The 16,186-nt window shown below is 59.6% G+C and carries 15 protein-coding genes; 4 read left to right on the top strand and 11 right to left on the bottom strand.

Annotated elements, in window-relative coordinates; genetic code table 11:
- Window positions 1–17: 17 nt before the first annotated feature.
- A complete protein-coding gene (locus KZO34_RS12345) occupies window positions 18–524 on the bottom strand; it encodes a disulfide bond formation protein B (RefSeq protein ID WP_219476843.1) in 507 nt (168 codons plus the stop codon).
- Window positions 525–648: 124 nt separating this feature from the next.
- On the opposite strand from KZO34_RS12345, the gene KZO34_RS12340 reads away from it, so the two are divergent.
- Window positions 649–1,089 carry a flagellar basal body-associated FliL family protein gene (locus tag KZO34_RS12340; RefSeq protein ID WP_219476841.1) on the top strand — a complete coding sequence of 147 codons (441 nt, stop codon included), beginning with the start codon at window positions 649–651 and terminating at the stop codon, window positions 1,087–1,089.
- 21 nt (window positions 1,090–1,110) lie between these two features.
- On the opposite strand, the gene rmf is transcribed toward KZO34_RS12340, so the two are convergent.
- The 4 genes from rmf to KZO34_RS12320 all read right to left on the bottom strand — a co-directional run bounded on the left by rmf (window position 1,111) and on the right by KZO34_RS12320 (window position 7,207).
- On the bottom strand, window positions 1,111–1,326 hold the full coding sequence (gene rmf / locus KZO34_RS12335) for a ribosome modulation factor (protein ID WP_219476839.1): 216 nt from the start codon (window positions 1,324–1,326) through the stop codon (window positions 1,111–1,113).
- A gap of 111 nt (window positions 1,327–1,437) precedes the next feature.
- A complete protein-coding gene (gshA, locus tag KZO34_RS12330; protein WP_219476837.1) occupies window positions 1,438–2,997 on the bottom strand; it encodes a glutamate--cysteine ligase in 1,560 nt (519 codons plus the stop codon).
- A 68-nt stretch (window positions 2,998–3,065) separates the two neighbouring features.
- Window positions 3,066–5,414 (bottom strand): Tex family protein, encoded by a 2,349-nt coding sequence (locus KZO34_RS12325; RefSeq protein ID WP_219476835.1) that lies wholly within the window; start codon window positions 5,412–5,414, stop codon window positions 3,066–3,068.
- A 56-nt stretch (window positions 5,415–5,470) separates the two neighbouring features.
- Window positions 5,471–7,207 carry a putative bifunctional diguanylate cyclase/phosphodiesterase gene (locus KZO34_RS12320; protein WP_219476832.1) on the bottom strand — a complete coding sequence of 579 codons (1,737 nt, stop codon included), beginning with the start codon at window positions 7,205–7,207 and terminating at the stop codon, window positions 5,471–5,473.
- A gap of 144 nt (window positions 7,208–7,351) precedes the next feature.
- On the opposite strand from KZO34_RS12320, the gene rep reads away from it, so the two are divergent.
- On the top strand, window positions 7,352–9,370 hold the full coding sequence (rep, locus tag KZO34_RS12315; protein WP_219476831.1) for a DNA helicase Rep: 2,019 nt from the start codon (window positions 7,352–7,354) through the stop codon (window positions 9,368–9,370).
- 65 nt (window positions 9,371–9,435) lie between these two features.
- Here rep and KZO34_RS12310 read toward each other — a convergent pair whose 3' ends face one another.
- Complete coding sequence (locus KZO34_RS12310) at window positions 9,436–9,849, bottom strand: c-type cytochrome (protein WP_219476829.1); 414 nt, start codon at window positions 9,847–9,849, stop codon at window positions 9,436–9,438.
- A gap of 201 nt (window positions 9,850–10,050) precedes the next feature.
- Here KZO34_RS12310 and KZO34_RS12305 point away from each other — a divergent pair, with 201 nt between their 5' ends.
- Both KZO34_RS12305 and KZO34_RS12300 read left to right on the top strand, forming a co-directional pair.
- Window positions 10,051–10,389: a hypothetical protein gene (locus KZO34_RS12305; RefSeq protein WP_219476827.1), complete on the top strand. Its 339-nt coding sequence runs from the start codon at window positions 10,051–10,053 to the stop codon at window positions 10,387–10,389.
- Between the two features lie 10 nt (window positions 10,390–10,399).
- Window positions 10,400–11,506, top strand: coding sequence for a phospholipase A (locus tag KZO34_RS12300; protein ID WP_374706522.1), 1,107 nt, complete (start codon window positions 10,400–10,402; stop codon window positions 11,504–11,506).
- Between the two features lie 160 nt (window positions 11,507–11,666).
- Here KZO34_RS12300 and KZO34_RS12295 read toward each other — a convergent pair whose 3' ends face one another.
- The 5 genes from KZO34_RS12295 to KZO34_RS12275 all read right to left on the bottom strand — a co-directional run bounded on the left by KZO34_RS12295 (window position 11,667) and on the right by KZO34_RS12275 (window position 16,154).
- Window positions 11,667–13,019 carry a phosphohexomutase domain-containing protein gene (locus KZO34_RS12295; RefSeq protein ID WP_219476825.1) on the bottom strand — a complete coding sequence of 451 codons (1,353 nt, stop codon included), beginning with the start codon at window positions 13,017–13,019 and terminating at the stop codon, window positions 11,667–11,669.
- A 9-nt stretch (window positions 13,020–13,028) separates the two neighbouring features.
- Entirely contained in the window at window positions 13,029–13,505 is a 477-nt protein-coding gene (bfr, locus tag KZO34_RS12290) for a bacterioferritin (RefSeq protein ID WP_219476823.1), read from the bottom strand.
- Window positions 13,506–13,649: 144 nt separating this feature from the next.
- Window positions 13,650–13,856, bottom strand: a complete 207-nt coding sequence (locus KZO34_RS12285; RefSeq protein ID WP_219476821.1) for a bacterioferritin-associated ferredoxin — start codon at window positions 13,854–13,856, stop codon at window positions 13,650–13,652.
- 98 nt (window positions 13,857–13,954) lie between these two features.
- On the bottom strand, window positions 13,955–15,247 hold the full coding sequence (pepQ, locus tag KZO34_RS12280) for a Xaa-Pro dipeptidase (RefSeq protein ID WP_219476820.1): 1,293 nt from the start codon (window positions 15,245–15,247) through the stop codon (window positions 13,955–13,957).
- Window positions 15,240–16,154, bottom strand: a complete 915-nt coding sequence (locus KZO34_RS12275; RefSeq protein WP_219476818.1) for a LysR family transcriptional regulator — start codon at window positions 16,152–16,154, stop codon at window positions 15,240–15,242. Before KZO34_RS12275 ends, pepQ begins: the two co-directional genes overlap by 8 nt.
- Between the last annotated feature and the right edge of the window lie 32 nt (window positions 16,155–16,186).

Below are 16,186 nucleotides of genomic sequence, written 5' to 3'. Positions count from 1 at the left end.
GGTCCGCCGCAACCGTTTCAGCCGGCAATCCAGTTTCTTGGTTTTGGCTGCCGAAACAGCAACACCAACCCGGTAATGACCAGAAGGCTGAAGAACACTGCGGTCCAGCCCGGAATGCTCAGCCCCAGGAAACGCCACACCACTTCTGCGCAATCACCGGTGCCTTTCAGGGCTGTCGAAAGCACCTCGAAAAACGGCAACACTTCCAGCATGTAGTCCACTGAAGGGCCACACGCGGGCACCTGGTCCGCGGGCAGACTCTGCAGCCAGAGCTGCCGACCTGCCACGCCCAGTCCCGCACCGGCGGTCAGGGCAAGGAACAAACCGTAGATGCGAACACCAAACCCGGAAGGACCGTGCAGCGCTGCCAGCAGACTGACCAGTCCGGCGCCCATGAACCCGAAACGCTGGAGCCAGCACAACGGACAGGGTTCCAGCCCCATCACATGTTCCATGTAGAAGGCCACGCCCAGTAATCCGGCGCACACCAAAAAAATTAGCCCGAACACCCATCTGCTTGTCAAAAAGAACACCTCGGATTGATCAATTGAAACTGCATCCACGCACCGGGCCTGCTATTCTCGGTCCGAACGGCGACGTCACTGTTGAATCGCCACTAAACCCTAAACCATTAGCAACTTCAAGCCTATGAGACTTCAGCCAAAACCCGTTCTGACCTTGTTGTTTTTCCTATGCTCATTTGCCGCCGCGCCGCTGTATGCCGAAGAACCCGAGGAAGAGGACGTTGTCGAGGAGTCGGGCATTACCGATTACATCGCCATGGACCCGCCGTTCGTGACACACGTTGGCAAGCCCGGCAACAAGGTCACCTACCTTAAGGCGTCGGTGAGCCTGAGAGTGGCCAGCAACGGAGCCCGGCCTGCGATCGAGGCCCACATGCCTCGTCTGCGCCACGAGCTGGTGATGCTGTTTGGCGAGCAGACCGACACGGACCAATTAACGGACATGTCGGGCCAGCAGGCCCTGCGGGAAGAAGCGAAAACCCGGATCAACCAGGTACTGGAAGAGCAGCAGACCGGGGAAAGCATTACGGGCGTGCTGTTTACCGAATTTGTCGTGCAGAAGTAGGGGCGGGCCGACTGTCCGGCCTCAGGCAATCCTGGAAAACAGGTCGTCGCCGCCGGTCCGGTCCTGTTGCACGACCTGATCGGCATCATCCCAACCGGCCTCCCAGGCCGCGATGACCACCTCACCCCGATAGGGGCAGCGGCTCTTATCCATGCCCATGGAGGCCGCCATGTACCCCTGGCGGTATGCCTTGTTCAGCGCTTCCACGTCCCAGCCGAGCTTCATATCCCTTGCCATGACGACTCCTCCTTGCCCCTGTTGTAACAAAAGCTAACAGTCGCTCCGGAGCCTGACAAACTTTTGTTCAGATTCTGTGAGTCAGGTCCGAATGGGGTGTGAAATCGGCGGTCAGGACTTCAGGTACTGCTCAAGGAAATCGCCAAACGACTGATTCTCGGCCTCTTCCATCGCCTTTTGCTCGGCCAGAGACTCCGTCGTCATGGTCCTGAACGCAGCAAGCACATCGGCTTCCAGGCCTTCCTCGCGCAGGGCTTGCTGATGCTGACGTGATTGTTCCATGACCCACTCACGGTGGCCAAGGCCAGACTCCTGCATGGCATCCACCACCGAGGCAGACGGCACAGGCCAGGCGTCGTTGTCAGGCAGTTTTTGGCGCTGTGTGGCCAGGGCCTTGCGGTAGGTTTCGCCGCCAGTCCAGCTGTCCAGCAGATCCGCCAGGGGCTCAAGCTGATCGAACACCTCGGCGGCCGCATCGCCCACCGGCACCCGGGTTCCGCCCCGGCACAGGTTGAGTTCACGACTGCGCCCTTTGGCGACCACATCCTTGTAGTTGTCGTCCAGGCGCTCGCACTCGGCGTCACCAATGCGTGGACTGTCGGTCAGCAGACAGTCCAGCAGGAACAGGTCGAGGAAGTCGATCTGGGACTCGTTGACCCCGACCGGTGAGAACGGGTCCAGGTCCAGGCAGCGTACCTCGATGTATTCCACACCACGGGCCTCCAGAGCCTGGATCGGCTTTTCCTCGCGCTCGGCGGTCCGTTTCGGACGAACGGCGCTGTAATACTCGTTCTCGATCTGGAGCACGCTGGTGTTGATCTGGATGAACTCGTCGCCCCGGCGGGTGCCGATCTTTTCGTAGGCGGGCCAGGGGGTGTGAATCGCCCGATCCAGGGTTTGGGTATAGGTGCTCAGCTCATTGAAACAGATGTTGAGCGACGCCTGGGCGTTGTTGTGGTAACCCAGATCGCCCATCCGCAGAGACGTCGCATTCTCGCCAAACCAGGTCCGGTCATCGAACCGGCTGAGGTCATGACTGACGCCGGCGACGAAACTGGCATCCAGCGCCGGGGATGCCCCGAACAGCAACATCAGCAACCAGCTCCGGCGGCGGAAATTGCGAATCAGCCAGAAATACTCGTCGGACTTGAAGTCTTTCAGGCTCTGACCGTTACCCAGGGCGGCCTGCCAGGTCTGCCAGAAGCTGTCTGGCAGCGACAGGTTGTAATGGGCACCGGCGATGCTCTGCATCATACGGCCGTAGCGAACCGCCAGTCCCTGGCGGTAGACGTGTTTGAGGCGACCAATATTGGATGTACCGTACTCGGCAATGGGGATGCTGGCGTCGCCATCCAGTTCGCAGGGCATGCTGGCCGCCCAGAACACTTCGTCCCCGAGATTCTGCTGCACGAACCGGTGGGTATTGCGCAGGGATTGCAGCATTTCTTCGGTGCTGCGGCACACCGGCGTAATCAGCTCCAGCAGGGCTTCGGAGTAATCCGTGGTGATACGCGGATGGGTCAGGGCTGAGCCAAGCGCCTCCGGATGCGGTGTCTGGGCTATGAAGCCGTTGCGGTCAACCCGCAGACCTTCCTTCTCAACCCCTTTCAGAAAGCCGCGCCAGTCTCTGGCGGCGAACTGGCGAAAAACGGAATGGCGGAAATCAGCCATGGTGAACTCCTGCTGCAGCCGGCGCTGCCTCGTGAGCGATGCCGGCTGGTGGATAGTTAGAAAACCGGTTAGCGGCTATCCTTGCGGGCCGAGGCCAGAGCCTGGGCCAGTGCGCCCGCCATGGCGCCCTGCTGCTGTTTTTGTCCACCACCGGACTGACGCGAATTCCGATTGCCGGACTTTGGCTCGGCACGGCCACGGCCACGGCCTGAGCCGGCAGACTTGCCGTCATTCTTCTCACCGGGCTGGTCATCCATACGCATGGACAGGGCGATCCGTTTACGGGGGATGTCCACCTCCATGACCTTGACCTTGACGATGTCTCCGGCCTTTACCACTTCCCGCGGGTCCTTGACGAAAGTATGCGACAGCGCGGAAATGTGCACCAGCCCATCCTGGTGAACCCCGATGTCCACAAAGGCGCCGAAATTGGTGACGTTGGTGACTGAACCTTCCAGCATCATACCCGGTTCCAGATCGCTCAGGGTTTCCACCCCCTCTTCGAAGCTGGCAAAGCGGAATTCCGGACGCGGATCCCGCCCCGGCTTTTCCAGTTCGGAGATGATGTCCTTGATAGTCGGCAAACCAAACTGTTCTGTTACATAGTCTTTTGGATTCAGACCGCGCAGGAACGCCGAATCGCCAACAATATCGTCAACCTTGCGGTTGTTCTTGGCGGCAATGGCCTCGACCACCCCGTAGGCCTCCGGATGGACCGAGGAGCGATCGAGCGGGTTGTCGCCACCGGCAATACGCAGGAAGCCGGCGGCCTGTTCAAAGGTACGATCACCCAGGCGGGAGACCTTCAACAGCTGCTTGCGGTTATTGAACATGCCGTTCAGGTTTCGAAAATCGACAATATTCTGGGCAATGCTCTGGTTCAGGCCGGAAACCCGGGACAGCAGGGGGACGGACGCGGTATTCAGGTCCACGCCCACGCCGTTCACGCAATCCTCCACCACTGCATCCAGGCTGCGGGACAGCTGGACCTGGGAGACGTCGTGCTGGTACTGCCCCACCCCGATGGATTTGGGCTCGATCTTCACCAGTTCCGCCAGCGGATCCTGCAGACGGCGGGCAATAGAGACGGCCCCCCGGATGGTGACGTCCAGGTCCGGCAATTCCCGGGAGGCGAATTCCGAGGCGGAATAGATCGAAGCCCCGGACTCGCTGACCACGATGCGCGCCAGCTTCAATTCCGGGTAACGCTTGCAAAGGTCGGCGACCAGTTTCTCGGTTTCCCGGGACGCGGTGCCGTTGCCAATGGCGACCAGCTCGATCTTGTAGTCACGACACCATTTCGCCAGTTGCTCGATGGACTGGTCCCACTGGTTCTTGGGGGCGTGGGGGTAAATCGCACCATGACCCACCACCTGGCTGGTACCATCGATCACTGCCACTTTTACCCCGGTCCGCAAACCGGGATCGAGACCAAGGGTGGGCCGGGGCCCGGCCGGCGCCAACAGCAGCAGATCTTTCAGATTGGCAGCGAACACATTAATCGCCTCGGTTTCGGCGGCTTCGCGCACCTGAGCCATCAGGTCGGTTTCAATCTGGGTGGAGAGTTTCACCCGCCAGGTCCAGCGCACCACTTCCGAGAGCCATTTGTCGGCCGCGCGGCCGTTATCCCGGATGTTCCAGTGGGCGGCAATGCGCTGCTCGGCCGGGTGCGGTTGACGCCGGTCATCCTCGGTGTCGCCCACCACCAGGGTATAGGCCAGAATGCCTTCGTTCCGGCCTCGGAGAATGGCCAGGGCCCGGTGCGAAGGCACTTTCTTCAGCGGCTCGACGTGATCAAAGTAATCCCGGAATTTGGCGCCTTCGTTCTCCTTGCCTTCAATCACCGTTACTTTGAGCTGCCCCTGCTGCCAGATGAAATCGCGCAGGCTGCCCAGCAGTTCCGCATCCTCGGCGAACCGCTCCATCAGAATGTAGCGGGCACCATCCAGAGCCGCCTTGGTATCTTCCACCCCGGCCTCCGTGTTGAGGTAACCCTGCGCTGTCGCCTCCGGCTCCAGTGTAGGATCGTCGTAAAGGGCATCCGCCAGCGGTTCCAGGCCAGCCTCCCGGGCGATCTGAGCCTTGGTGCGACGCTTTGGCTTGTACGGCAGGTAGAGATCTTCCAGGCGATTCTTGGTGCCGGCGCTATTGATGCTGTCACGCAACTCATCGGTCAGCTTGCCCTGTTCCTCGATGCTGTTGAGGATGGTGGACCGGCGGTCTTCCAACTCGCGCAGATAGCGCAGCCGCTCTTCCAGGTTGCGCAGTTGACTGTCGTCCAGCGAACCGGTGACCTCTTTCCGGTAGCGGGCGATAAACGGAACGGTTGCGCCCTCGTCAAGCAGTTCGACGGTGGCGTTGACCTGTTGCTCACGTACGCCGAGTTCTTCGGCTATGCGCCGGGAGATACTGTTCATGCAACCTCTGTGAAAATAAGATTGGTATCGAATTAAAGAGGGAAAGGTACAGCGGCTTATCGCTGCAGGCAAGCAGACTGTCCGCGGCTGCGCAGGAATTGAACAAGGTCGTTCCAGGGCATGGGCCGGGCATAATAGTAGCCCTGAATCTCATCGCAATGCTGCTGGCGTAGAAACTCCAGTTGTCCCTCGGTTTCCACGCCCTCGGCAACCACACTGATCTGGAGGCTGTGAGCCAGACTGATGATGGCCCGGATGATGTGTTCCGCGTCAGCCGACTGTCCCAAGTCCTGAACGAAGGACTTGTCGATCTTGACCAGGGAAATGGGCAGATGCTGGAGGTTGCTGAGTGACGAGAAACCGGTGCCGAAATCATCGAGTGCAAAGCTGATGCCGAGCTGATTAAGCTCGCGCAGGCAACGCTGGGCATACTCGGGGTCGTGCATCATGGCGCTCTCTGTCAGCTCCAGCTCCAGCAGGCTGGTATCGACGTTGGCATTGAAGATGATCCGGAAAATGGTTTCCGTCATCTTGCGGTCGTGAAACTGGCGAAACGACAGGTTGACCGCAAACACCAGCCCCGGGAAACCCAGTTCCGCCGATTCCTGAAGCCGTTTGCAGGCCTGCTCGATCACCCAGTAACCAATCGGGACGATCAGTCCGCTGCGCTCCGCCACCGGGATAAATTCATCCGGCCCGACCAGCCCCCGCTCCGGATGGTTCCATCGCAACAGGCATTCCACCCCACGAACCTCTTCCGTGGCCAGGTCAATACGCGGCTGATAGTAGAGCTCCAGCTCACGGCCCCGGAGCGCACTGCGAAGATCGGCCTCGAGCCTGAGCTGGTAACCGGCCGAAATGTGCAACTGGCGATCGTAAAAGCGGTAACTGGTACCGGGATCGCGCTTGGCTTCGAACATGGCGCGATTGGCCCGCCGCAAGAGGTTCTCGGCGCTGTCTCCGGCCTCGGGGTAGGTGGCGACCCCCAGACTGGCGTTCACCCCGATGGCCTGACCGTCAATGGTTACCGGCTCATCCAACATGGTGACCACTTTGCGGATGATTTGGGTAATATCCAGAGAGTCTTCCACCTTTTCGACGATGATAGCCAACTCATCGCCGCCAATCCGCATCAGCGAATCGACCCTGCGAAGCGTTTGGCGCAGGCGCTCCGCCAGCTTCATCATCAACTGGTCGCTTTTCTGGTAGCCGAACGATTCATTGATACTGCGGAAGTCATCGATGTTGAGATGCAGCAGGGCCAGGCGCTGGCCGCCCCGCTCCGCCCGCAGCAACGATTGCTGCAGGCGGTCAAAAAACAGATCCCGGTTGATGAAGCCGGTAGCGACATCGCGACCCAGCTGGCCATGAGCCGATTCGGCCAATTGCCCCCGATACCAGAGGCCCCTGACCGCCCGGCGAAGGCCCCAGTGATCGAGTGTTTGCCGGCTCAGGTAGTCCCCGGCGCCGGCAGCGAGCAGCTCCGACGCCCGTTCGTCGGCCGGCTCGGCGCTCAGCGCCAGTACCGGCTTCTCGTTGCTGGCAACCGCAAGGTACTGAAGAAAGGCGGATTCTGACCCACCGTGGAATACACAATCCCAGACAATGACATCGAAACTCGCGTTGCGGATCAGATCGTCGCAATCGATGAGATCCGGGCACCAGGTGGCATCGGGGTCGAATTCAGAATCGCGGGACAGAAAATCGGTGAGCCACAGAAAATCCGAATAATCCGGAACAAGAACCAATAGACGCAGCTGGGTTGGCCTGATCGTCTCCAGTGGCAATGTCATTAAGCAGAATCCATTTATGCGTGAACGACCAAATCCGTTCTACCTAGGATAGTCGATAGTTCATCAAGGTACAGAAAGGTACGCTGGTGTAGAATAGTCCAAACGTCCGAAACTCCCTTTTTGTCCCATTCTGGCCTTTTATTTGTGAACAAGCTCAACCCCCGACAAAGTGAAGCGGTTCGCTACGCTGACGGCCCCCTGCTCGTCCTCGCCGGTGCGGGCAGTGGCAAAACCAGTGTCATCACCCGGAAAATTGCCTATCTGATTGAGCAACTTGGCATTCCTGGCCGACATATCGCTGCCCTGACCTTCACCAACAAAGCCGCCCGGGAAATGAAAGAGCGGGTAGGCCGAATTGTCGACCGCAAGCTCACCCGGGGTCTGATCGTCTCCACGTTTCACAACCTCGGCCTGAACATGATCCGGGAAGAGCACACCCACCTGGGCTACCACCCCGGTTTTTCCATCTTTGACGCCGAAGACGCCAAGGCGCTGCTGCAGGACCTGATGCTCCGGGAAGGCAGCACGGAGGCGGGTGATGAACTCAATGATGTCCAGATGACCATTTCGTCCTGGAAAAACGCCATGCGAGGGCCGGCCGAAGCCCTCAGCAAGGCCGCCGACGAACGGGAACAGCGCATTGCCCTGGTCTACGGCAAATACAATGAATACCTGAAAGCCTACAACGCGGTCGACTTCGACGACTTGATCCTGCTGCCGGTGCAGCTCTTTCGCACTCATCCGGACATTCTGGCCAAGTGGCGTCGAAAGATTCGCTACATGCTGGTGGATGAATACCAGGACACCAACGTTTGCCAGTACGAACTGGTGAAGCTGCTAGTGGCCGAGCGCGCTGCCTTTACCGTGGTCGGCGACGATGACCAGTCCATCTATGCCTGGCGCGGGGCCAGGCCGGAAAACCTGGCGCAGCTGAAGGAAGACTTCCCCAGCCTCAGGATCGTCAAACTGGAGCAGAATTACCGCTCCACCGGCCGCATCCTGCGCAGTGCCAACACTGTAATCGCCAATAACCCCCACGTGTTCGAGAAGGCGCTGTGGAGTGACCACACCATTGGCGAGGAGTTACGCATCATTCGTTGTCGGAACGAGGATTCCGAAACCGACCGGGTGGCCACCGAAATCCTCGACCAGAAGCTGAAACAGGGCCTGGAGTTCCGCGATTTCGCCGTACTGTACCGGGGCAACCACCAGGCTCGCCTGTTGGAGATGAAGCTGCAGACCTATCAGATCCCCTACCGAATCTCGGGGGGCCAGTCATTCTTCTCCAAGAACGAGATCAAGGACGCCATGTCCTACCTGCGCCTGCTGATTAATCCGGACGACAACGCCGCCTTTCTGCGGGTGGTCAATGTGCCGCGCCGGGAAATCGGCCCGCGCACCCTGGAGCAGCTGAGCCACTACGCCCGCGCCCGCGACGTCAGCCTGTTCAAGGCACTCGGGGACATGGGCGCGGAAACCCACGTCACCGAGAAGGGTCTGGACCGCCTGCGCCGGTTTGCTCACTGGGTCGATGCGACCTGCGAGCGCCTGCACAGCGAAAACCCGATCCCCGTCATCAAGCAACTGTTCACTGATATCGAATACGAGGAGTGGCTGCACCAGCATTCTGGCACGCCCAAGCAGGCGGAGCGCCGGATGGAGAATATCTGGTACCTGGTGGAGTCGATCCAGCGCATGCTCGATGACGGCAAGGGCACAGCGGACGAGCTGGGCATCGAGGACGCCATCACCAAGCTCATCCTGCGGGATATGATGGAGCAGCGGGAAGAGGAAGACGACAGCGACAAGGTCCAGCTACTGACCCTGCACGCCTCCAAGGGCCTCGAGTTCCCCCACGTCTTCATCATGGGGCTGGAGGAAGAAATCCTGCCGCACCGAAGCAGCATTGAGGAAGGCAACATCGAAGAAGAGCGACGGCTGATGTACGTGGGCATCACCCGCGCCCGGGAAACCCTGACCCTGACCTACGCCGCTGCCCGGAAACAGTACGGGGAGAAGATCGAAACCATTCCCAGCCGGTTTCTGGACGAACTGCCGGAGGAAGACCTGAAATGGGAAGGCCAGGGCGACCTGGACGTCGAAGCCAACCAGAAGAAAGGCAAGGCTACGCTCAGCGCATTGCTGGGCGATTTGGGCAACTGAATCATCACTCCACCTACAAAAAAGCCCCCGCAATGCGGGGGCTTTTGCTTTCAACACAGCAGGCTTTACTGGCTTTGCGAAACCATGTGCTCCACGGCGTTAGCAATTTCCTCGTCCGGACAGCTGGCACATCCACCTTTGGCCGGCATGGCATTAAAGCCGTTAACCGCGTGGTTGACGAGCGTCTCCATCCCTTTATCAATGCGCGGTGCCCAGGCGGAAGCATCGCCAATCTTGGGCGCCCCGGCTGCGCCGGTGGTGTGGCAGGCCATGCAGACCGCGTCATACACTTCGGGGCCAGGACGCGGGCCAGAGCTGGCAGTCTCGGTCGGCGCGGCGGCAGCACCACACTCGTCACCTTCAAGACACACTTCGCCTACTGGTGCGATACGTGACTGGATTTCATCTTCAACACTTGCCATCACGGCACCGGCAGCAACACCGAAGCCAAGCAACACGACAGCCAGGACTCTCTTCATCTTCACAATGCACCTCGCATTAGAGCGTTATAATCTTCAGTGCCCGCATTATAGCGACTGAACCCTGGCAAAAAAACCAAACGGCCAAATCAGCGCTTGATCTGAGCCAGGTTAATTGCCATTTCGTAAGCCAAACAGCGTTTTGGCACGATTCCGGTTACCATGGAAACGCTGATCACCCAGGACTTCAGGAACCTAAGAATGTCACCACCCGACGCTCCCACGCCACATCCATTACGTAAGCCCCTGCTGATTGCGGAATTTTCGGCCCTGGCCATCTTGCTGGCATCCATGGGCTGGTTCTCCAGCCAGACCGCCGACGGCAACACGCTCAACGCCGTCTGGCTGCTGGTGCCGGCGGCGGCCAGCCTGGGTGTCTTTCTCAGCTTTATCGGGTTGATGTACCTGCGCTGGGTGGCAGCAGCGGAGGCCGCCAACCGGTTCCGCCACAAGGTGATATTCGCGCTGCTGGCCACTACCCTGATCGGAGTCTGGGTATATGGCGTCGCCAACACCTGGTTGAGCCTGAACGCCACCTGAGGTCCCGCACATGCGCGCACAGCTGATCGTTTCGACGGTTTTCGGCCTGACCCTGGCCTCGGGCATGACCGACGCACAGGAAACTGAGATTCCGGATGACAGCACCCGGAAGCTCACCCCAGAGGAGTGCGCCCTGATTGAGAACGGGGTCCGCCGGCTCGCCTGTTATGACCGGATTCTGGATCCGAACATGTCCCGAGAGCAGGCACAGCCCGAACGGATCGAGGAAGTGGAAGAGGAAGCGAACAAAACCCTGCCCACCCGGGAGGCCAAGGCGCAGGAAATGGCCGCCGACAGTGACGAAGGCGTGATGGACACCATCGTTGACCAGTACCTTGCGGCGGAAAAAGCGGTGTTTTCCTTCTCCGGGACTTTTGTTGGCTATCGCCCGACCTACATCCTGCCTATTACCTGGGTGAAGGATCCGAACTCCACCCCCACCAGCCCCAGGCTTGGTGTCAGTACCTACGACTACGATCTGGAGCGGGAAGAGGCGAAATACCAGATCAGTTTCAAGGTGCCACTGTTGACGGGCATGCTGGATGACCGCACTACGCTCTGGTTCGGCTACACCCAGAAATCGTTCTGGCAGGTGTACAACCGGGACGATTCCGCGCCATTCCGGGAGACCAACTACGAACCCGAAATCTTCATGCGCTACCAGAGCAACTTCAAGATCGGCAAAGGCACCCTGAACCCGCTGACGATTGGCTTCAACCACCAGTCCAACGGCCAGTCAGAACCCCGGTCCCGCAGCTGGAACCGGATCATCGCCTCAGCCGCCTACAGCTACGATCGCTGGCTGTTCATCGTCCAGCCCTGGTACCGCATTCCGGAAAACAGTGAGGACGACAATGCCGACATTGAGCGTTACCTGGGGCATGCAAACTATACGACGGTGTACAAACTGAGCGAGGATCGCACTTTTTCCCTGAATGTCAGGAACAATCTGCGCTCGGACAACAAGACGTCGGTGGAGTTCGGGTACAGCTTTCCGATGGGGGATACGGTTATGGGCTTTTTCCAGTACTACAACGGGTATGGCGAGAGTCTGATTGACTACAATCACCGGATTGAGCGGTTTGGTATCGGGATTATGCTGAACGACTGGCTTTGAACCACCGCATCGACGATCGGCGGGAGGTCGAGCAGCCAGAATGGTATTGCTGAAACCCGCTCAAGTACATCCATGTAACGCTTGAGCTCCGCCATCCATGGCTCCGCACAGTTTCAGCAATACCATTCCGGCCACTCTCCCCGGACTTCGGGGAGAACCGTCACTGATTCAAGCGTTCCATCTCTTCCAGCAACTCTTTGGTCTTTGCTTCCATCAGCGGGATATCACCCCGTGATTCCACGTTCAGGCGGACAACCGGTTCGGTGTTGGACATCCGGAGGTTGAAACGCCAGTCGTCGAACTCAATGCTTACGCCGTCCACGTGGCTGACGCTTTTCGCACCAACGCCGTACTTCGCCTCGATCGCGGCGATTACCTTGGGGGGATCGGCAATCGTGCGGTTGATTTCACCGCTGGCCGGGTAGGCTTCGATGCGGGCATCGATCAGTGATGACAGGGTCTGGCCGGACTGGGACAACCGCTCCGCCACCAGCAACCAGGGAATCATGCCGCTGTCGCAGTAGGCGAAGTCCCGGAAGTAATGGTGGGCACTCATTTCGCCGCCGTAGACGGCGTCTTCGTCACGCATGCGCTGCTTGATGAAGGCGTGCCCGGTTTTGCTCTCGATGGCTTCGCCACCAGCGGCGGCGACCAGATCCAGGGTGTTCCAGGTCAGGCGCGGGTCGTGAATCACCTTGCCGCCGCCGGTCTTGCGCAGGAACTGGTCCGCCAGCAGGCCAACAATGTAGTAACCCTCGATAAAGCGACCGTTTTCGTCGAAGAAGAAACAGCGGTCGTAATCGCCGTCCCAGGCAATGCCCATGGCTGCGCCTTCCTCCACCACAGCCTCGGCGGTGACCGTACGGTTTTCCGGCAGGATCGGGTTGGGCACGCCGTTGGGGAAATGACCGTCCGGCTGGTGGTGGATTTTGACGAACTCGAATGGCAGATGCTGCTCCAGTTCATCGATCACCAGACCGGCGCCGCCATTGCCGGCATTGGCAACGATGGTCATGGGTTTGAGTGACCCCGCATCCACATACCCAAGCAGATGGTCGATGTAGGCACTCATCGCCTCCAATGGCTCGTAGCGCCCCTGTTCGGGGGCGTCGGCGAAGGGTTCCAACACCCGGTCCCGAATGTCATTCAGCCCGTTGTCGGAACTGATGGGACGGGATTCGGGGCCCACCATCTTCATGCCGTTGTGGTCTTTCGGGTTATGACTGGCGGTGACCATGATGCCGCCGTCCATGCCGTAGTGGCTGGTGGCAAAATACACCATCTCGGTGCCGCAAAGGCCGATGTCGAAGACATCCGCGCCGGCCGCCATCAGGCCAGAACTCAGGGCCTCAGCGATGTCCGGGCTCGACAGCCGGATGTCGTATCCGACGATGACCTTCTTGGCACCGGTGATTTCGACATAGGCACGGCCAATGCGCTCTGCCAGGGTCGGATTCAACTGATCCGGAACCCGACCGCGCAGGTCATAGGCTTTAAAACAGGACAGGTCCATTGTCTGGTTTTACTCCGCGGCAGCTGATTGAAGCTGGATGTAATTCTGGATGCCCATCTGGGAAATCAGTTCGAGCTGGGTTTCCAGCCAGTCGATGTGTTCCTCTTCACTGTCGAGAATGCTGCGGAACAGCTGGCGACTGCCGTAATCCTGAACCTGCTCGCAGTAGGCCACCGCTTCCTTCAGATCAACGTGGGCGGTCTGCTCCAGCTTGAGGTCACAGGAGATCATTTCCTCGACATTTTCGCCGATCAGCAGCTTGTTGAGGTCCTGCAGGTTCGGCAGGCCCTCGAGAAACAGGATGCGCTCGATCAGCTGATCGGCGTGCTTCATCTCGTCGATGGATTCCTCGTATTCCTTGGCAGCCAGCTTGGTAATACCCCAGTCCTTGTACATGCGGGAATGAAGAAAGTACTGGTTGATGGCGGTCAGCTCGTTGGCGAGGACCTTGTTAAGATACTGAATAACCTTCTTATCGCCTTTCATAGCGTGGCTCCCTTGTGAGGTATTGAATCCGCTTTCAAGGATAGCCGGTTATAGCTCAATAAAAAATTGCAGGCGGGAAAGATTCGCATCCAAAGCCGGCAGGGAAAGCCAGCCTGGTGCGGACAGCCCAGGTGAACGGTTCACCTAGGCCGGCTGGGCCAGCAGGTTGGCCAACGACAGGTAATCCGGAGTGGAAGACTCCCTCAGGATCTCGCGCGCAGTACTGGCACAGCGACCACACTGCCGGCCGACCCCCATTTCCTTGCCAAGCTGGCGCATGGAGCTGACACCATTCTCGGCGGCTTCGCGAATTTCCCGGTCAGTGACCCCGTGGCAAAGGCACACGTACATAGTCTTTTCTCACTAACGACAATAAAGGTAGTGATAATTATTGTCATTTGCGTCTCTAATTACAACCCTTTCGGGTTAAATTTGTGCAACAGGGTGCATCAACCCCCGGCTTCCCGGGTCAGGTTTCGGGCACCGTCGGCGGTGACCACCACGTTGTCCTCAATACGAATACCGCCACAGCCCCGGAGTTCGTCCAGCACCGAGCGATTGACGTGTCTACCGAGCGGCCCGTCCAGCACCGAGTCCAGCAGTGACGGGATGATGTAGAGCCCCGGCTCAATGGTGACAACCATGCCCGGTTCCAGGGTCCGGGTCAGGCGCAGGAACGGCGCGTCTGCGGGTGCCGGTTCGCGCTTACCGGCGACGTCGTGCACCTGAATTCCGAGAAAGTGACCAATACCGTGGGGGAAAAAGGCGCGGGTAACCCCCTGTTCCACCAGAGCCTCGTCGTCCAGCCCGGAGACGACGCCGGCCGCGTTCAGTAAGGCGGCAATGCCCTCGTGGGTCTTGCGGTGGATCGCCACATAGTCGACACCCGGGGCCACCATTTCGCACAGACGGCGCTGCAGCTGTTCAAGGCCCTGGATCAGGGCGGCGAACCGGCCTTCGCCGCCTGCGGACGTGGTGCGGGTAATGTCGGAACAGTAGCCCCGGAAGCGGACACCGGCATCGATCAGAAGGCTGCGGGCTGTGGCTGGTGCCTCTGTGTCGTAATACTGGTAATGCAGGGTGCCGGCGTGTTCATTCAGACCGATGATGCTGTGGTACGGCGCTTCCGCCTCACGCTGGCGCGTAGCCCGCTGATAGGCCAGGCTGATCTCGAATTCACTGCCACCACCGAGGAAGGCCTCCCGGGCAGCCTGGTGCCCGCGCACGGCAATCTCGTTGGCCCGGGCGAGGCAGGCGATCTCGTAAGGCGTTTTGTGCACCCGGGTTTCGTCCAGATCGGCCAGTAGCGGTTCCGGGTTGTGATCACCCGGCACATGCGCAAGCATTGCCGGATCGCCAATAACAGCCAGTTTGCCCGCCCGCTCCATGCGGGGCGCCTCGCGCTGCTGGATGAACCGCACTTCCATGACCTGCTGCCAGGGCTCGTCCGGCAACTCCGGGTTGGCATGCCAGAAATCCACCGGCTGGTACAACCACAGCAGCGGTGTCTGTCCCGGCCGGATCAGCAGCCAGCTGTGCTCCTGGCCGGTGAGACCGGTCCAGTGCAGGAACGGGCCATAACCCTGGAAATGCCAGGACTGATCGTCGCCATAGCGCATGGGCGCGGCACCGGAACTGATCAGCAGGCTGTCGTATCCATGCACCGCCATGGCGCGTTCATAGCGTTGCTGCAGCGTCTGGATGTGATCCGGCTGCAGGAACAGTAACTCGGTGTCAGGCATGTTGGCTTTCCAGTGTTTTCCAGAGTGTTAAAAGGTCGTCGGAGCGCGGTTCAACCAGTCGGATCAGACGAATTTCCAGGGGCACATCCCACTGCTCGCCGCCGGACCGGGCCAGGCTACCGAACTGCTCACTTTTCTCCGTCATTCGTTGGGGCAACCAGCCCATGCCAAAGCCCTGTTTGACCAGGGCTTTGATGCTGGCCGACTGGGTATTCTCGTTCAGCGGCAGCAGATTCGCCGATACCTTGCGGCGACTCAGGTGGGCCTCAATCGCCGACTGCAGAAATCCGCGCGGGTGATAGGCAATCAGGGGCACCGGCTGCTCCGGGGTGCCCGGCAAGGCAAAGCGCGGCTGGCCGGTGTCATCTACGACGCTCACTGGCACAAGCGATTCACGGGCCAGGACGACCGACTCGTAGCGGTCCGGATTCAGACGCTCGCCCCAGGGCAGGTCCTTGTGCCAATAGCACAGCACCAGATCGCACTCGCCGCTGTCCAGGGCATCCAGAAACTGCTCCCCGACCCAGTTGGTGGCCTTCAGGTTCAGTTGCAGCCGGTCCGCCACGCCCGCCTCTCGTGCCCACTTCTGATAAAAGTGGGAGAACAGGCCCTGGGTGGAGCCGACACTGATCCGGGCCGAGGCTTCGGCCTCCATGTCGTGAATGCGGTCCTTGGTATCCCGGACGTCCCGGGTGACCCGTTCACACAGCTCAACAAACGCCTCCCCCGCCGGTGTCAGGGACAGCGGCAGGGTCTGGCGATTGATCAGGGTGGCGCCCATGGCTTCTTCGAGGAGCTTGATGCGGCGACTGAACGTCGGCTGGCTCACGTGCTGCAATTCAGCAGCACGTGAAAAGTGGCGCGTTCGAGCCAGCGCCATAAAGTCTTCAAGCCAACGTATTTCCATGGTGTCACCAGGGTCGCAAGATAGTGTTTGGC

Origin of the sequence: Marinobacter sp. F4206 (genome assembly GCF_019392195.1) — a bacterium.
Taxonomy (GTDB): Bacteria; Pseudomonadota; Gammaproteobacteria; order Pseudomonadales; family Oleiphilaceae; genus Marinobacter.
This window is presented reverse-complemented; position numbering and strand designations above follow the sequence as displayed.